This window comes from Halostella limicola, from assembly GCF_003675875.1.
In the GTDB taxonomy this organism is placed as follows: domain Archaea; phylum Halobacteriota; class Halobacteria; order Halobacteriales; family Natronoarchaeaceae; genus Halostella; species Halostella limicola.
This window is the reverse complement of the sequence record NZ_RCDI01000002.1, coordinates 302,419-319,321: the sequence shown is the minus strand read 5'-3', so window position 1 is coordinate 319,321 and position 16,903 is coordinate 302,419. Positions and strand designations below refer to the sequence as shown.

Annotated in this window: 12 protein-coding genes; 8 read left to right on the top strand and 4 right to left on the bottom strand. The window is 69.7% G+C overall.

Translation table 11 applies throughout. The features are described from left to right. Positions 1-13: 13 nt before the first annotated feature. Entirely contained in the window at positions 14-1,396 is a 1,383-nt protein-coding gene (gene purB, locus D8670_RS09635) for an adenylosuccinate lyase (RefSeq protein WP_121817900.1), read from the bottom strand. A 169-nt stretch (positions 1,397-1,565) separates the two neighbouring features. Between purB and purH the strand changes: the two genes are divergently transcribed. The 3 genes from purH (at position 1,566) to D8670_RS09620 (ending at position 5,698) form a co-directional block, all read left to right on the top strand. Continuing rightward, the gene (gene purH / locus D8670_RS09630; RefSeq protein ID WP_121817899.1) at positions 1,566-3,215 is read left to right on the top strand and encodes a bifunctional phosphoribosylaminoimidazolecarboxamide formyltransferase/IMP cyclohydrolase; all 1,650 of its coding nucleotides are present in this window, start codon (positions 1,566-1,568) and stop codon (positions 3,213-3,215) included. A gap of 109 nt (positions 3,216-3,324) precedes the next feature. Continuing rightward, positions 3,325-4,779: an MATE family efflux transporter gene (locus D8670_RS09625; protein ID WP_121818578.1), complete on the top strand. Its 1,455-nt coding sequence runs from the start codon at positions 3,325-3,327 to the stop codon at positions 4,777-4,779. Positions 4,780-4,852: 73 nt separating this feature from the next. Beyond that, positions 4,853-5,698 carry a hypothetical protein gene (locus tag D8670_RS09620; protein ID WP_121817898.1) on the top strand — a complete coding sequence of 282 codons (846 nt, stop codon included), beginning with the start codon at positions 4,853-4,855 and terminating at the stop codon, positions 5,696-5,698. A 165-nt stretch (positions 5,699-5,863) separates the two neighbouring features. Here the strand turns inward: D8670_RS09620 and D8670_RS09615 are convergent, their stop codons facing one another. After that, a complete protein-coding gene (locus tag D8670_RS09615; protein WP_121817897.1) occupies positions 5,864-6,118 on the bottom strand; it encodes a HalOD1 output domain-containing protein in 255 nt (84 codons plus the stop codon). 179 nt (positions 6,119-6,297) lie between these two features. On the opposite strand from D8670_RS09615, the gene folP reads away from it, so the two are divergent. Beyond that, positions 6,298-8,727, top strand: a complete 2,430-nt coding sequence (folP, locus tag D8670_RS09610) for a dihydropteroate synthase (RefSeq protein WP_121817896.1) — start codon at positions 6,298-6,300, stop codon at positions 8,725-8,727. A gap of 97 nt (positions 8,728-8,824) precedes the next feature. Further along, the gene (locus D8670_RS09605) at positions 8,825-9,133 is read left to right on the top strand and encodes a thiamine-binding protein (protein WP_121817895.1); all 309 of its coding nucleotides are present in this window, start codon (positions 8,825-8,827) and stop codon (positions 9,131-9,133) included. Here D8670_RS09605 and D8670_RS09600 read toward each other — a convergent pair. Beyond that, positions 9,130-10,197: a glycosyltransferase family 4 protein gene (locus D8670_RS09600; RefSeq protein ID WP_121817894.1), complete on the bottom strand. Its 1,068-nt coding sequence runs from the start codon at positions 10,195-10,197 to the stop codon at positions 9,130-9,132. The genes D8670_RS09605 and D8670_RS09600 overlap by 4 nt on opposite strands. A gap of 67 nt (positions 10,198-10,264) precedes the next feature. Then, the gene (locus tag D8670_RS09595) at positions 10,265-12,730 is read right to left on the bottom strand and encodes an integrin alpha (RefSeq protein WP_121817893.1); all 2,466 of its coding nucleotides are present in this window, start codon (positions 12,728-12,730) and stop codon (positions 10,265-10,267) included. Between the two features lie 365 nt (positions 12,731-13,095). On the opposite strand from D8670_RS09595, the gene D8670_RS09590 reads away from it, so the two are divergent. The 3 genes from D8670_RS09590 to D8670_RS09580 all read left to right on the top strand — a co-directional run bounded on the left by D8670_RS09590 (position 13,096) and on the right by D8670_RS09580 (position 16,813). Then, a complete protein-coding gene (locus tag D8670_RS09590) occupies positions 13,096-14,898 on the top strand; it encodes a S9 family peptidase (RefSeq protein WP_121817892.1) in 1,803 nt (600 codons plus the stop codon). A 143-nt stretch (positions 14,899-15,041) separates the two neighbouring features. Continuing rightward, positions 15,042-15,992 carry an ABC transporter ATP-binding protein gene (locus tag D8670_RS09585; protein ID WP_121817891.1) on the top strand — a complete coding sequence of 317 codons (951 nt, stop codon included), beginning with the start codon at positions 15,042-15,044 and terminating at the stop codon, positions 15,990-15,992. After that, positions 15,989-16,813, top strand: coding sequence for an ABC transporter permease (locus D8670_RS09580; RefSeq protein ID WP_121817890.1), 825 nt, complete (start codon positions 15,989-15,991; stop codon positions 16,811-16,813). Before D8670_RS09585 ends, D8670_RS09580 begins: the two co-directional genes overlap by 4 nt. Positions 16,814-16,903: the final 90 nt, after the last annotated feature.

Genomic DNA, 16,903 nt, shown 5'->3' with positions numbered 1-16,903 from the left:
AGCGAACGCGGGGCTACTCCGCGCCGTCGGCCAGTTCGTTCGCGACGCCGGTGTACGTCTCCGGCGAGAGCGACCGCAGTTCGGCGCGGGTCTCGTCGTCGACGTCGAGGTCGTCGAACAGCTCGCGGAAGTCCTCGATGGAGACCGACCGGCCGCGGGTGAGCGCCTTGACGCGCTCGTAGGCGTCCTCGTGGCCCTCGCGCCGGAGGATGGTCTGGACGGCCTCGCCGATGACCTCGGGCGTGGCGTTCAGCTCGTCGCGCATCACCTGCTCGTTCGGGACGACCTTCGCCAGGCCGTCCTGCGCTTTCGTGTAGCCGATCAGGCAGTGCGCGAGCGCGGCGCCGACGTTTCGCTTCACGGTGGAGTCGGAGAGGTCGCGCTGGAGGCGGGACTTGGTGACGTAGTCGGCGAGGAAGGTCAGGTCGCTGTTGGCCTTCGAGAGGTTCCCCTCGCTGTTCTCGAAGTCGATGGGGTTGACCTTGTGCGGCATCGTCGACGAGCCCGTCTCGCCCTCGGTCGCCTCCTGCCCGAGGTAGCGGTCGCTGACGTAGAGCCAGACGTCGAGGTCGAGGTCGAGCAGGACGTTGTTGGCGGCCCGGAGCGCGTCGAACAGCTCCGCGAGGTCGTCGCAGGGGTTGACCTGCGTCGTCAGCGGCTCGTACTCCATGCCCAGCCCCGTGACGAACTCCTCGGCGAAGCGCTGCCAGTCGACGCCGGGGAAGGCGGCGACGTGAGCCGCGAACGTGCCGCTCGCGCCGCCGAGCTTGCCCGAGAGTCCGTCGAGCGCCCGACGGATGCGGCCCGTGGCGCGGCCGAGGCGCGCGGCGTAGACGGCCATCTCCTTGCCGAACGTCGTCGGCGTCGCGGGCTGGCCGTGGGTGCGCGCGAGCATCGGGAGGTCGCGGTGCTCCCGCGCCATCTCGCCCAGGGCGTCCCGGACGCCGCGGATCTCCGACAGCAGCACCTCCTCGACGGCGGGACCGACGAGCAGGCGGTGCGCGAGGTTGTTCACGTCCTCGCTGGTGAGCCCGAAGTGGATCCACGAGGAGACGTGGTCCATCCCCTCGGGCAGGTGGTGTCGGATGTAGTACTCCACGGCCTTCACGTCGTGGTTGGTCGCCTCGTACTCGCCGTAGCCCTCCGTCTCCAGTTGCTTGACGAGGCGCGCGTCCTCCTCCGCGAAGTCCTTGTACAGCGCCCGCAGCGTCTGGCGCGCCTCGGTGTCGAGCTCCAGCGGCGTCGCGTCGAGGTCAGCGAGCGAGACGAGGTACTCGATCTCGACGCGCACGCGGGCCCGCATCAGCGCGGCCTCGCTGGCGTACGGCGCCAGCGGCGCTGTCCGGGACGCGTACCGACCGTCGAGCGGCGACACGGCGTGCAGGGATTCGGTCATACTCGTGCGTGCCGCGCCGCGAGGCAAAAGCGTGTCGGAACCCGAAGTAGCACGGACGTGTACAGGTGGCGGATCATCGAGCGAAATACTTGCGAATATATCCACGTTTTTGCATACACATGCGTTCCGGACCGCAACTACTTTGCCGTCCGCGCGACCGAACTGAGGTATGCGAATCGCAGGACTCGCCAGCAACCGCGGCCGAAACCTGATGCACATCGCCGACAAGGCCCCGGGCGGCGCCGAGCTCGCCGTCGTCCTGACCAACGACGCCGACGCGCCGGTCCTCGACGAGGCCGAGAAGCGCGGCATTCCGACCGAGACCGTCGAGCGCGACGAGGGCGAGGACCGCCGCGCCCACGAGCGCCGCGTCCTCGACGCCCTCGCGGATCACGACTTCGATCTCGTCTGTCTCGACGGCTACATGCGCATCCTCTCCGACGAGTTCCTCGACGAGGCGCCGACCACGCTCAACGTCCACCCCTCGCTGCTCCCCTCTTTCCCCGGGACGGACGCGTGGGGCGACGCGCTCGACGCCGGCGTGGACGTGACCGGCTGTACCGTCCACGTCGTCACGGACGCCACCGACGAGGACGGCGCAGTCGTCGAGGAAGACGTCGACGCCGGCCCGATCGTGACACAGGAGCCGGTCCCGGTCTACGACGGCGACGACGAGGACGACCTCGCGGACCGCGTCCTCTACGAGGGCGAGTTCAAGGCGTACCCCCGTGCGGTGAAGTGGTTCGCCGAGGACCGCGCGACGGTCGACCGCGAGGCGAACGTCGTCCGCACGCCCGAAAACGGGGACGAACAGCTCCCTCTGCGCTTCCTCGCGAGCGGCGACCGCGTCGCCGACCTCCGGTACGGCGAGAACCCCCATCAGGACGCCGCCGCCTACGCCGACTACTCCTGCGAGGAGGCGTCGGTCCTCGACGCCGACCAGCTGAACGAGGGTGCGAAGGCGCTGTCGTACAACAACTACAACGACGCCGACGCCGCGCTCAACCTCGTCAAGGAGTACGACGGGCCGGCCGCCGCCGTCATCAAGCACACCAACCCCGCCGGCGCCGCTGTCGCCGACACGCTGGCCGACGCCTACCGCGACGCGCTGTCGACCGACGCCAAGAGCGCCTTCGGCGGCATCGTCGCGCTGAACTGCGAGTGCGACGCAGAGACCGCCGCCGAGATAACGGACTCGTTCAAGGAGGTCGTCGTCGCGCCGGGCTACACCGACGACGCGCTGGACGAGCTGTTCGAGAAGGACAACCTCCGGGTCCTCGATGTAGGGCCCGGGGACGGTCGGACGGGCGAGGCCGACCGGTCCGCGCTCGACACCCCCGTCGAACAGCACACCGAGAAGCGCCTCGCCGGCGGTCGCCTCGTGCAGGAGCGCGACCGGCAGGCCCCGACCGCGGACGACCTCGAAGTCGTCACCGAGCGCGAGCCGACCGACGAGCAGGTCGAGTCGATGCTGTTCGCCTGGCAGACGATCAAGCACGTCAAGTCGAACGCCATCCTGTTCGCCGACGGCACGGAGACGGTCGGCGTCGGCGCCGGGCAGGTATCCCGGGTCGACGCCGTGGAGATCGCGAAGATGAAAGCCGAGAGCGACGCCGAGGGCAAGTCCGCGGCGGGCGCGGTGATGGCCTCCGACGCGTTCTTCCCGTTCCCGGACGGCATCGAGGCCGCCGCCGAGGCGGGCATCGAGGCCGTCATCCAGCCCGGCGGGTCGGTCAACGACGACGACGTGATCGAGGCCTGCGACGAGCACGACATCGCGATGGTGTTCACCGGGAGCCGCGCGTTCCGCCACGACTGACACCGCGGAGCGGTCCCGAACCGGCAACTCGTTCGCGGGTGCATCGCGCTTAAGCCGCACCGACCCGTCAGCCGGACGCGTGGCGGGAGCGGAGCGCAAGGGCGTCGACATGACGACGGGCGCTATCGCGCCCAAACTCGGGCGGTTAGCCTGGCCGCTGGTGCTCGGGAACCTGCTCCAGACGGTGTACAACGTCGCGGACATGTTCTGGGTCGGGCGGGTCGGCCCCGAGGCCGTCGCGGCCGTCTCGTTGATGTTCCCGCTCTCGTGGATGTTCGTCTCGACGGCGATGGGCATCACGGCGGCCACCATCGCGTTCGTCTCCCAGCACGTCGGCGCGGGCGAGCGCCGCGAGGCCGACCACGTCGTCGCTCAGACTATCCTGCTGACGCTCGCGGTGTCGGGAGCGCTGGCCGCGCTCGGGTTCGCATTTCGTCGCCCGCTTCTGACGCTCATCGGCGCGCGGGGGCAGGTGTTCGTCGAGGCGCTCGCGTACGTCGAGGTCATCTTCGCCGCGCTGCCGTTCACCTTCCTCTTCTTCGCGTTCCGCGCGGCGCTGCAGGGCGCGGGCGACACGAAGACGGCGATGTGGCTGATGGTGCTGTCGGCGGGCGCGAACGTCGTCCTCGACCCCTTCTTCATCCTCGGCTGGGGGCCGTTCCCCGAGTGGGGGACGTTCGGCGCGGGCGTCGCCACCTTCCTCTCGCGGGGCGCCGTGACGGTGGCGGGCATCGCGGTCCTGCTCCACGGCGGCTTCGGCGTCCGCCTGCGGATCGGGGACCTGCGGCCCGACCCCGACACGCTGACGGACCTCGTCGACGTGGGCTACCCGGCGACGCTGGACGGGTGGGCGCGCAGCTTCGCCGCGGTCGTGATGGCAGGGTTCGTCGCGCGGTTCGGCCCGGCGGCGACCGCCGCGTACGGGATCGGCGTGCGCCTGATGTCGATCTCCTGGAGCGTCGCGGGCGCGGTGGGGCAGGCGACGGCGACCGGCGTCGGCCAGAACCTCGGCGCGGGGACGCCGGACCGCGCCGCCCGCGTCACCTACGTCGCGACGCTCGCCACCATGGGCATCCTGTTCGCGGCGGCCGCGCTGGTCGTCGCCTTCCCCGCCGTCGCGATGCGGGTGTTCATCGACGACCCCGCCGTCGTGGCCGAGGGGATCGTCTTCCTCCGCGTCATCGCGCCGTTCTGGGCCTTCTTCGGCGGCGTGATGGTGATCCAGGGCGCGTTCCGCGGCGCGGGGAAGACGAAGGTGGCGATGGTGCTGTCGCTGCTCTCGCGGTGGGTGCTGCGCGTGCCCTTCGCCGTCGTCTTCGCGTTCGCGTGGAGCGTCGCGGTGCCGGGGCTCGGCGTCACCGTCTCCGCGCTCGACTGGGGCGTCGAGGGGATCTGGTGGGCGTTCTCCGTCGGCGCCTTCGGATCGTTCCTCGTCGCCGTGCTGTGGTTCCGCCGGGGAACATGGACCGAGGGCGTCGTCGAGGGCGAGGGCGGTCCGGAGGGGCCGCCGGCCGGGCCCGTAACGCCCACCGACGAGAGCGACCCCGAGTCCGTGGACGACTGACCCGGCCGCGCCGGTCGCGTGACTCCCTCGCCGACCGCGCAAGGTTCATGTCCGTCGCCCCGGACTGCCGCGTATGGGTTTGCTGGACCGACTGCTGGAGCCGCTCGGAGACGGGACGGCCGACGACGGCGGGGACGACCCCGACGCGCCGCCGCGGCCGTCCACGGGCGACCGCGACGCGAAGCGCGGCAGCCACGGGAGCCACTGGGACGCGCTGGTCGACGGCGACGAGGCCATCGGTCGCGCGGTCCAGCGGACGATCGAGACCGGCGACGCCGTCCGCGCGCCGCCGGTCGACGGGCGAGAGGTAGTCGGCTTCCGGGCGGGGGAGGGCCCCGTCCGGTCGACGGCCGTCACGGCCGACGGCGAGATGCTGACCGCCTACCCGGAGCTGGACGGGATCGCACAGGAGTTCGCGGTGGACGAGGAGATACCCTGGGCGAACGGCGTCGAGGCGCAGTTCCGGGGACGCCTCGGTCCGGCGTCGGCCGCGTTCTTCCCGACGGACTTCTACGCCGAGGGTGGCGAGCGGGACGGCGACCGCCGCGTCGAGCTCGCCGGACTGGCGTACTACTGCGCGCCGCAGTCCGGCGCGAGCGACGACGCGGTCGCCGACGTCGACGGGGCCGTCGGCGGAGAGGGAGCGGACGACGTGGACGGGAACGGCGGCGTCGTCGGCTTCGCGCCCTTCGACCGCGGCGACGTCGACGACTACGTCTTCCGGACGCGGGCGAAGGAAGTGACGGCGACGACGTTCGACGGCCGCGCGGTGTACCGGATCCGCGCGCCGCTGTTCCGGCGCAACGGGGAGGACGTAGACGTCTCGCTCTACGCCGCCGACCGCGTGCTTGACGGGGTCGTCCCCGAAGCCGGCGACCATCTGGAGGGCGTCCTCTGGCTACAGGGGCGGACGGAGTGAGCCGGTACCCGGTTCAGCACGGACTCACGTCGGTGCCTAACCGTCGGCTTGTCTGCGCTTACCGAGTCGGTTCCGAGAAATCTCACCCTTCGACGGACTGCGGCCCCTCCACATCCCCCGAACCTCGCGGCGGCGTCGCTGCTCGCTGCCGGGCGCCTGACGGCGTCAGTGCTCGGGCTCGTCCCACGGTTCGAATACCTGCACCGCATCCCCCGTGACGACCACCTCGTACTCGTGGTAGGGGAACTGGAGCCGGATCGACGCCGTCTCCGACGCCGCGAACAGGCCGTTCAGGGCATCCGGGCTGATCCGATCGGCGATCAGGTCCAGTTCGTCGGGGCGACGGTTCTCCAGGGCGGCGATCACCATGGAGACGCCGTCGACCGGCTCCTCCTCGGGGCCGAGCTCGTAGCGCTGCATACTTTCGAGTCGTCCACCGGTATATAAAATCCGGATGATCGTTGCGAACAGATGATCCTCGAAGGGACGTCTTGTCCTGCGAAAGCCGGGCTTTGGCGAGGGGCCGGGAGCGGGGCGTTCGCCGCGAGCGATCGTCCCGGTTCGACACTCTAAAGCGCGCGGCATCTGTTGTCGCAGGTATGGAGTATCACGAGGCGGCGAACTTCCTCTACGATCTGCGGTCGTTCGGCATCCGTCCGGGGACGGAGTCGACCGCGGATCTGCTCGCCCACCTCGACGTCGCCGACGGCCCGCGGTTCGTTCAGGTCGCGGGGTCGAACGGCAAGGGAAGCACCGCGCGGATGGTCGAGCGGGTCCTCCGCGAGGCCGGGCTGTCGGTCGGACTGTACACCTCGCCGCACTTCGATGACCTGCGCGAGCGCGTCCGGATCGACGGCAGGAAGATCCCCCGGAAGGCGGTGACCGAGTTCGTCGAGGCCGCCCGCTCGTACGTCACCGACCGGGCGGCGGACGGCGCGTCGCCGACGTTCTTCGAGGCGATGACGGCGATGGCGGTGTGGCAGTTCGCCCGCCGCGACGTGGACGTCGCCGTGCTCGAAGTGGGCATCGGCGGGAAGCTCGACGCGACGAGCGCCGTCGACCCGGTCGCGAGCGCCGTGACGAACGTCGCGCTGGAGCACACGAGCGTCCTCGGCGACACCGTCGAGGAGATCGCCCGCGACAAGGCCCACGTCGCGCCCGAGGGCGCTCCGCTGGTGACCGGCGCGACCGGCGACACGCTGGCGGCGGTCCGCGAGGTGGCGGGCGACGTGGTGACCGTCGGCGAGGGCGACGCCGACGTGACCGTCACGTACGAGGGGCGGGTCAACCACACCGAGGCGGGCGTCACCGTCGAGGGGCCGGACTGGCGCGTCGAGACGCGCCTCTCGACGATCGGCGCGCACCAGGCGTCGAACGCCGGCATCGCGAGCGTCCTCGCCCGGCAGGTCGCGGACGTCTCCGAGGAGTCGCTCGAACGCGGCCTCCGGAACGCCCACTGGCCCGGCCGCTTCGAGGTGATGCGGCAGTCGCCGACGGTCGTCCTCGACGGCGCGCACAATCCGGCCGCCTGCGAGCGCCTCGCGGCGACGGTCGAGGAGTTCGACTACGACGACCTCCACCTCGTGTTCGGCGCGATGCACGACAAGGACCACCGCGAGATGGCCGCGGCGCTCCCGACGCCGGACAGCGTGACGACCTGCAAGCCGAACCTCGACCGCGCCGAGAGCGAGGACGTGCTCGCCGAGGTGTTCGAGCGCGCCGGCGCCGGCGAGATCCACTCCCGAAACTCCGTGGCGGGCGCGTTGGAGCGGACGCTCCAGGCCGCCGGCGATGGCGACTTCGTGCTCGTGACGGGGTCGCTGTTCGCCGTCGCCGAGGCGCGGGCGCGCTGGACGAGCGCGCCGATCCCGAAGACGCTCCGCGACATAGAGGACTCCCGCGAGGCGCTGGAGAACGCCGACGTGACCGCGCCGGGCGTCTGGCGGATGCGCGGCAAGGGCGTCCACCGCGCGCTGAAGGTGCGCGTCCAGCGACGGCAGGCCCAGTACCTCAAGGAGGAGATGCTGTCGCTCGGCGGCGAGTGCGCCATCTCGGGGTTGAACGAGCGCGAGGACGTCGTCCTCGACGCCGTGCTGATGGGGACGCTCGCGCAGTTCAAGCGCCTCGCCGAGAAACTCGACGACCAGCCGTACGGGCTCTCCGTGTTCGCCGACGACGTGCGGGACGCGCTCGACATCGGCGCCGGGCCGCCGGAACGGGGCTACCCGTGGCAGGACGGCACGGCGGTGATGGGCATCCTCAACGTCACGCCCGACTCCTTCCACGACGGCGGCGAGTACGACCGCGTGGACGCCGCCGTCCGCCGCGCCGAGGAGATGGTCGAGAACGGCGCGGACGTGATCGACGTGGGCGGGGAGAGCACCCGCCCCGGCGCGGACCCCGTCCCGGCCGAGGAGGAGATAGACCGCATCGTCCCCGTGATCGAGCGGATCAGCGACCTCGACGCGATGGTGTCGGTCGACACGCGCAAGGCCGCGGTCGCCGAGGCCGCTCTGGAGGCGGGCGCCGACCTGCTCAACGACGTGTCCGGGCTCGACGACCCGGAGATGCGCTTCGTCGCCGCCGAGCACGACGCACCGCTGGTCGTGATGCACAGCATCGACGCGCCGGTCGTCCCGGAGCGCGACGTCGAGTACGACGACGTGGTCGAGGACGTGATCGAGCAGCTGCAAGAGCGCGTCCTGCTGGCCGAGAAGGCCGGCCTCGACCGCGAGCAGATCGTCGTCGACCCCGGCCTCGGCTTCGGCAAGTCGCCGGAGGAGGACATGGAACTGCTCGCCCGGGCCGACGAACTCCACGCGCTCGACTGCCCGGTGCTCATCGGCCACTCGCACAAGTCCATGTTCGAGCGCGCCGGCTACGAGCACGGCGAGCGCCTCCACCCGACCGTCGCGGCGACGGCGCTGGCCGCCGAACGCGGCGCGGACCTCGTCCGTGTTCACGACGTGGCCGAGAACGCCGCCGCCGTCCGCGTCCGCGACGCGATGGAGTCGGCGGGTCGAGAGTAGTCGTCGGCTCGCCGCGGCTCTTCTCTCCGGTCGCTGTCCTGTCCACTCGCCCCAGAAAAGTTCTATGAACCACGTTAACGTATCTCTCCCCGGAACAATGACCGTAATCGCACGCCTCGAAGTCACGCCGCTCGCGGACGACAGCATGACCGCGGAGATCGTACAGGCGCTCGAAGCGCTCGACGAGCAGGGGCTCACCTACGAGATGACGCCGACGGGGACGGTCATCGAAGCGGACTCCGCCGACGAGGCGTTCGAGGCGGCGAAGGCCGCCCACGACGCCATCGAGGGCGACCGCGTCATCACGTCGGTCGAAGTCGACGACCAGCGCGAGCGCTCGCAGGACATCGGCGACCGCATCGCCGCGGTCGAGGACGCGCTCGGACGACCGCCCCGGAGCAGCTAGAACAGCCCCGATCCCTCTCGGAGCGTCCGGTAACACTCCAGGTACTCCTCCAGCACGGCATCCCGGTCGTACGACGCGAACGACTCGTCGAGGTCCAATCGGTCCAGTCTCCCCGCGTCGACGATGGCGTCGGCCAGCTCCTGCTCGCTGGTGGTTCGGAACCCGCGCGGGCGGTTCTCGACGAGTTCGTGCGCGCTGGACTCGGCGTGGTACTCGACGATGCCGACGCAGCCCGACGCGAGCCCCCACAGCAGCTCCGTCGCGAACGGGGACCGCCGCGCGGTCTGGACGAACACGTGCGCGCCGCGGTAGATGGCGATCCGTTCGTCGCGCGAACACGACCCGACGAACTCCACCCGGTCGTCGATGCGCAGGTCGCGGGCCTGCTGCTCGTACTCCTCGCGCCGGGGGCCGTCGCCGATCACGGTCGCGGACCAGTCCCGGTCGCGCAGCTCGGCGAGCGCCAGCAGCATGCTCTCCAGGTTCGCCCCCTCGTCGAGTCGGCGGGCGTACACGAGGCTCCCGCGGTCGTCGGGCTCGGTGTCGCGGATGCGCTCGACGTCGATGCTGTCTGGGATCACCCGAACGTCGTCGCCGTCCGCGCCCGCCTCCCGCACCTCCGTCTTGACCAGCCGCGAGGGGGTGACGACGACGTCCGGTCGCCGCACGGCCCACCGCCGCGACCGCGCGCTCCCGGCGGCGGCCTCCTCGTCGCCGTACCACTCGACGATCAGCGGACAGCGGGCGAGCGTCGAGCCGATGCTCGCCGGCGTCACCTGCGCCGGCGGGAGTGCCCCCGCGTGAACGATGTCGGGCCGGACGGAAGCGATCGCGACGGGCAGACGGAGCAGGAACGACTGTCGCGCGTCGGGGCTGACCACGACGCCGTGATAAGTGATGTCGCCCTCCTCGCGCCTGTCTCCGTAACCGTCCCACCACTGCGAGCAGAGCACGTGGACGTCGTGACCGCGGTTCGCCAGGCTCTCCGCGACGCGGCGCAGTCGCCGAAGCGCTTCGGTGTCCCGCTGTTTCCACGTTTCCAACGATGCGACGGCGACGCGCATTTACGCAGGGTCACGCAGTGATCCGTTAAAAATCCCGGACGTTTGAAGGCGTGGACGAGTGGAGTACCTACAGTTGCCTGCGCACGGCAAGTGCGGCTCCGGCGACGAGTGCCAGAAGTCCGCCCAGGTTCGCTGACGGCAGGTCGGCGAACAACGCGTTTTCGTTTTCGATCTCGGCGTCGAACGAGTTCCCGTTCCACTCGTACTTCACCAGTAGCGTCTCTCCACTCGGGCACGGGTTCGACTGCGACACGCCCGAAATCGAAGTTCCTTCACCAAAGGTGAACGATCCTCCATCCCCTCCATTGAACCGCTCAAACTCACCGCCGCCGTAGACAACGACAGAACTGATCGTGACGTTAGTTGCCGACCATTCCGCAGAGATCGGCTCGCTAGTGTCAGTCGTTCCGTCCTCCGTCTTGTAGCCCGTCGCCTGGACCGACGTATCGAAGTCTTCCGGGACCTCGGTGTCCTCGGCGATACATAGCGCGACGAAACTTATCGCCGGCTGTTGGCTATCGGGCGGAGTGGTGGTTTCCGTGGTCGTTTCAGTCGTTGTCGGCGTAGTGGTGGTCGGAGTGGTCGTGGTTGGCGTAGTGGTGGTCGGAGTGGTCGTGGTTGGCGTAGTGGTGGTCGGAGTGGTCGTGGTTGGCGTAGTGGTAGTCGGCGTGGTCGTTTCCGTAGTAGTGCGAGTCGTCGTCTCAGTCGTGGTCGTCTCGGTGGTGGTGTCGGTGGTCGTCGGCGTGGTTGTCTCAGTCGTCGTGGGTGTAGTCGTCTCGGTGGTGGTTTGGGTCTCGGTCGTCGTCTCCTGCTCGGTAGTGGTGTCGGTCGTCTGCGGCGCTATCTCGACCTCGGTCGTCGTTTCTTTCTCCGTGGTCGTCTCGCGTTCGGTGGTCGTGTCTTTCTCGGTAGCGGTCTCTGTCGTCTCCTTTTCCGTCTTCGTCTCGTGTTCGGTGGTCGTCTCCTTCTTCGTCGTCTTCGGTTCCTCCTCCTCGACCGGACACTTCCCGTTCACGAGGTACGCGGCGCCGTTGTTCTCGCCGACGGTGTCGTTGCGCGGCGCGCCGACGGCGACGTCCTCGTTGCCGTCGCCGCTGAGGTCCTCCACGTCGGAGACGGCGACGCCGGCGCGGTCGCCGGCGCCCTCGCCGTGGAGTTTCGCCTCTGCGGTCGCGAGGCTCCGGTTCTCCGGTGCGTCGTCGCTGCCGTAGACGAGGTAGGCGGTCCCGCTGTTGTTGCCGGTCGAATCCGCCATCGGCGCGCCGACGAGCACGTCGTCGATCGCGTCGCAGGTCACGTCGCCGGACCCGGCCGACGAGACGGAGTAGCCGGCGCGGTCGCCGGCGTCCTCGCCGCGCAGGCGCACGTCGGCGTCGGCGAGGTCGATCTCGTCGGGGAGCGAGTCGCTCCCGTGGACGACGTAGGCCGACCCCGCGGCGTTCCCCGTGGTGTCGTTGCGCGGCGCGCCGACGAGGACGTCGTCGACGCTGTCGTTGTTGACGTCGCCCGCGTCGGAGACCGACCACCCGGCCAGGTCGCCGGCCCCTTCGCCGTTCATCTTGGTTGCCGCCGCGAGCGAGGCAGCGCCGCCGTCGGTCACCAGGTAGGCCGCGCCGGCGTTCGGCGCGGTGCTGTTGTTCTGAGGTGCGCCGACGAGCACGTCGTCGACGCCGTCGTCGTTCGCGTCGCCGGCGTTCGCGACGGCCCATCCGGCGCGGTCGCTCGCGCTCTCGCCGTGATACGCGGCGTCGGCGTCGCTCGCCGACAGCATCACGTCGCCGTCGATCTCGAAGACGTAGGCCGCGCCGGCCTCCTCGCCGGCGCCGCTGTTGCGCGGCGCGCCGGCGACGACGGCGTCGGTGCCGTCGCCGTCGACGTCCGCCGCGGCGACCGAGAGGCCGAACTGGTCGCCCGCCCCCTCGCCGAGGAGTTTCGCGTCGGCCTCGGAGAGGTTCACCGACCCTTCGAGGTCGTCGGCGCCGTAGAAGACGTAGGCCGCGCCGGCGTCGGACCCGGCCTCGTCTTCCAGCGGCGCGCCGACGATCAGGTCGCTCAGGCCGTCGCCGTTCACGTCGCCGCTGGCGACGCTGTACCCGGCCCAGTCGCCGCCGCTCTCGCCGCGGAGCGTCAGGTTCGCGTCGGCGGCGTCGTACTCCCCGTCCTCGACGGGGCCGTAGAAGAGGTACGCCGCCCCGCTGCGGTTGGCGGTGGCGTCGGCGAACTGTGCGCCGACGATCACGTCGTCGTTGCCGTCGCCGTTCACGTCTCCGGCGGGCGCGATCGCCGACCCGAACCGGTCGTCGCCTCGGTCGCCGCGTATCGTCGCCTCGGCGTCTGTGAGGTTGATCTCTCCGGAGAGCGTGCCGCCCTCCTGTTGCTGTACGACGTCCGCACCGTCGGAGGCGTCGCCGGAGTCGAACCCGTCGTCTCCCCCCGCTGCCGCGCCGATCGGTCCGAACCCGGCGACGAGAATGCCGAGTACGGTGATCGCCGCGAGAGCGACTGCACGCCTCCGTTCCTTACTCCCTCCCATCGATGGATCAGATCCGCATGAAAACACAGGAGAATGATCCTTTGTTATGAACGAGGGATCGAGCGTTCTCCTCGGATTACTCACCTCGCTTTCTATCGCGGAGCGGAGAAACGAGAAGTATGGTGGATGTTATCAAGTAAGTAGTTAGAGTTCTAACCTGTATCCCATCGTTCGGTAACGTCCGATGACGGGTGTGAAACGGTGCTGTACAGTCAGGAAATCCAACGTTACTCTCCGACGCGAGCACCGAGACGAGCGACCTCTCGCCCTTCCGGCGTTCGCCCTCCGCAGACGTCCGCAGCCAGCGAGAGCGGGGGCGTTCCGCGACCCGAACGGCTTTCCGGCCGGCGGTTGCACCCCGGCGCATGGGCTACGACATCGAACGGTATCTCAACGTCAGGAAGGCGTACGGCGCGTCGTTCGGCCCGGACGGCGAGCGCCTCGCCTTCCTGCTCGACACCACGGGCGTCCCGCAGGTGTGGACGGTCGACGAGGCCGGCGCGTGGCCGGAGCAGCGGACCTACTACGAGGAGCGGATCACCTTCGCCTCGTGGTCGCCCGAACGCGGCGAACTCGCCTTCGGGATGGACGAGGGGGGCAACGAGCGCGCCCAGCTCTTCCGCCTCGACGCCGGCGACGGTTCCATCACGTCGCTGACCGCGATGCCCGAGGCGAAGCACCGCTGGGGCGGGTGGAGCCACGACGGCGAGCGGTTCGCCTTCGCGTCGAACCGCCGCGACGAGGCGGTGTTCGACGTGTACGTGCAGGGTCGCGACGAAACGGGGGAGGAGGCCGAACTCGTCCACGAGGGCGACGGCTGGCTCTCCGTCGGCGGGTGGAGCCCCGACGACGAACGCCTGATCGTCCACGAGGCCCACGCCAGCTTCGACCACGACCTCCACGTGCTCCACCTCGACTCCGGCGAGCTGGAACACCTCACGCCGGACACCGACGACGTGCGCTACCAGAGCACCCAGTGGGGGCCGGACGGCGACGCGCTCTACCTCGTCACCGACGAGGGGAGCGACACGCTGTATCTCGCCCGCCTCGACCTCGACAGTCGCGAGGTCGAGGTCGTCGAGGACGGGGGCGAGTGGAACCTCGACGGCGTCGCGCTGGACGAGGACACGGGACGGCTCGCCTACTCCCGCAACGTCGACGGCTACACGGAACTCACCGTCGGCGAACTCGCCGGCGAAACCGAGATAGACGAGTTCCCCGACCCCGACCTGCCGGGCGGCGTCCGCGGCGGCGTCGACTTCGGGCCGGACGCCGAGCGCTTCGCGATCACCGCCAACGGCGACGCGATCAACCCGAACGTCTACGTGGTGGACGTGGAGACGGGCGAGGCCGAGTGCTGGACCGACGCCCCGACCGCCGGCATCCCGCGGGAGACGTTCCGCGAGTCCGACCTCGTCCACGTCGAGAGCTTCGACGGGCTGGAGGTGCCCGGGTTCTTCACTCTCCCCGAGGACGCCGAGGCCGGCGAGACGCCCGTCATCGTCGACATCCACGGCGGCCCGGAGAGCCAGCGCCGCCCCTCCTTCTACGGCGTCAAGCAGTACTTCCTGAACCGCGGCTACGCCGTTTTCGAGCCGAACGTCCGCGGGTCGTCGGGCTACGGGCGCGAGTACACCCACCTCGACGACGTGCGCAACCGGATGGACTCGGTCGCGGACGTCGAGGCCTGCGTCGAGTGGCTGCGCGACCACGACGCCGTCGACCCCGACCGCATCGCCGCCATGGGCGGGTCCTACGGCGGATTCATGGTGCTCGCCTGCCTCACCGAGTACCCCGACCTCTGGGCCGCCGGCGTCGACATCGTGGGCATCGCCAACTTCGTCACCTTCCTCGAGAACACCGGCGACTGGCGTCGCCACCTCCGCGAGGCCGAGTACGGCAGCCTCGACGAGGACCGCGAGTTCCTGGAGGAGATAAGCCCCATCAACAACGCCGACCGCATCGAGGCCCCGCTGTTCGTCCTCCACGGCGAGAACGACCCGCGCGTCCCCGTCGGCGAGGCCGAACAGATCGCCGAGGAGGCCGAGAAGCGGGGCGTCCCCGTCAGGAAGCTGATCTTCGACGACGAGGGCCACGGCTTCACGAAGCTGGAGAACCGCATCGAGGCGAACGCCGCCATCGCGGAGTTCCTCGACGAGCACGTGTAGCCGCGGCCGTCCGTCGCGTACCGTCGACGGCCCCCGCCGCATCGAGATGCGGATATGTTAAATTTACTCCGAACGGATCCGCAACAACTATTGTTGTTCGATCTACAGATCGGGACGAGAGTCCCCGCTCTCGAGTACCAGCTATGACTGCTATCGAAACCGACTCACTGACGAAGCGGTTCGGCGAGGACGTGCTGGCCGTCGACGACCTGAACCTGACGGTCGAGGACGGCGAGATATTCGGCTTCCTCGGCCCCAACGGCGCCGGGAAGTCGACGACGATCAACATGCTGCTCGACTTCATCCGGCCGACGGAGGGGTCGGCGACGGTGCTCGGCCACGACGCGCAGGCGGAGACCGAGGCGATCCGTCGGAAGGTCGGCGTCCTCCCGGAGGGCGCGGAAGTGTACGACCGGCTGACCGGCCGCGAGCACGTGGAGTGGGCCATCCGGACGAAAGGCGTCGACGACGACCCGGACGCCATCCTCGACCAGGTCGGCCTCGACCCCGAGGACGCCGACCGGAAGGCCGGCGGTTACTCGAAGGGGATGGCCCAGCGCCTCTCGTTCGGGATGGCGCTGGTCGGCGACCCCGACCTGCTCATCCTCGACGAGCCGTCGTCGGGGCTCGACCCGAACGGCATCCAGGAGATGCGCGACCTCATCCGCGAGAAGGCCGCCGACGGCACGACGGTGTTTTTCTCCAGCCACATCCTGCCGGAGGTCGAGGCGGTCTGTGACCGCGTCGCCATCATGAACGAGGGCCGGCTCGCGACGGTCGACACCATCGAGAACCTGCAGGACAACTCCGACGCGCAGGCCCGCATCGACGTGGAACTGGGCGGCATCCCCGACCGCCTCGACGTGTCGAACGTCGACGGCGTGGTCCGCGCCGACGTCGACGACGGCACGGTCTCGGTGATCTGCGAGGACCCGACAGTGAAAGTCGACGTGGTGAAGGCCCTCGACCGGCAGGCCGAGGTCGTCGACATCCTCTCGGAGGACACCTCGCTCGAAGAGCTGTTCAACACCTATACCGGCGGGGGCAGCGTCGAGACGGAGTCGCCCCGGGAGAAGATGGAGGCGACGCCATGAGCGTAGCGAACGTCCTGCGGAAGGACTTCAAGGACGTCCGGCGGGCGAGGCTCATCTGGGCCCCCGCGGTGTTGTACACGCTCTTCATGCTCCTGTTCTTCTGGGGGCAGACGCAGGGGCCCGATCCGCAGTTCTCCCTGCTGATCCAGAGCCTCGCCGGCATGGGCGGGGCACTACTGATCCCGCTGATAGCGCTGGTGGCGGCGTACCTCTCGATCGCTGGAGAGCGCGAGTCCGGCAGCATCAAGTTCCTGCTCGGGCTGCCGAACTCCCGGTCCGACGTGGTCCTCGGCAAGGTGCTGTCTCGCGCGGCGGTCGTCGCGGCAGGGCTCCTGCTGGCGTTCGCGGTCGGCGTCGTCGCGGCGGCGGTGCTGGTGCCGGACATGGCCTTCGAGTACGGCGACTACGCGATCTTCATCGGTCTGACGGTGCTGTACGCGGTGACCTACGTGGCTATCGCCGTCAGCATCTCCGCCGTGACGGCGAGTCGGTCGCGGGCGATGGGCGGCGCCATCGGCTTCTTCTTCGTGTTCAATCTCGTCTGGAACTTCCTGCCGGTGAACCCGAGGAACATGGTGCAGTTCCTCGCGGACCAGGTCGGCACCGACGTCTCCCAGAACGCGCTCGATCTCATCTGGGCGTCGAGCCCGACCGGCGCGTACTTCGGCTCGCTGCAACTCCTCAGCACGGGGCAGTTCAGCAGCGGCGGCGCCGACCCCTTCTATTTGGAAGGCTGGTTCATGGTCCTCATCCTCCTGGCGTGGCTGGTCGTCCCGCTGGCGATCGGCACCTGGCGGTTCCAGCGCGCGGAACTGGGCTGACACCGATCCGACTCACAACCATGACGGAACCCGACACTGACCCACCGACGTATCGGTCCGGCATCGCCGCCGAGAGACGTGTGGACGCGA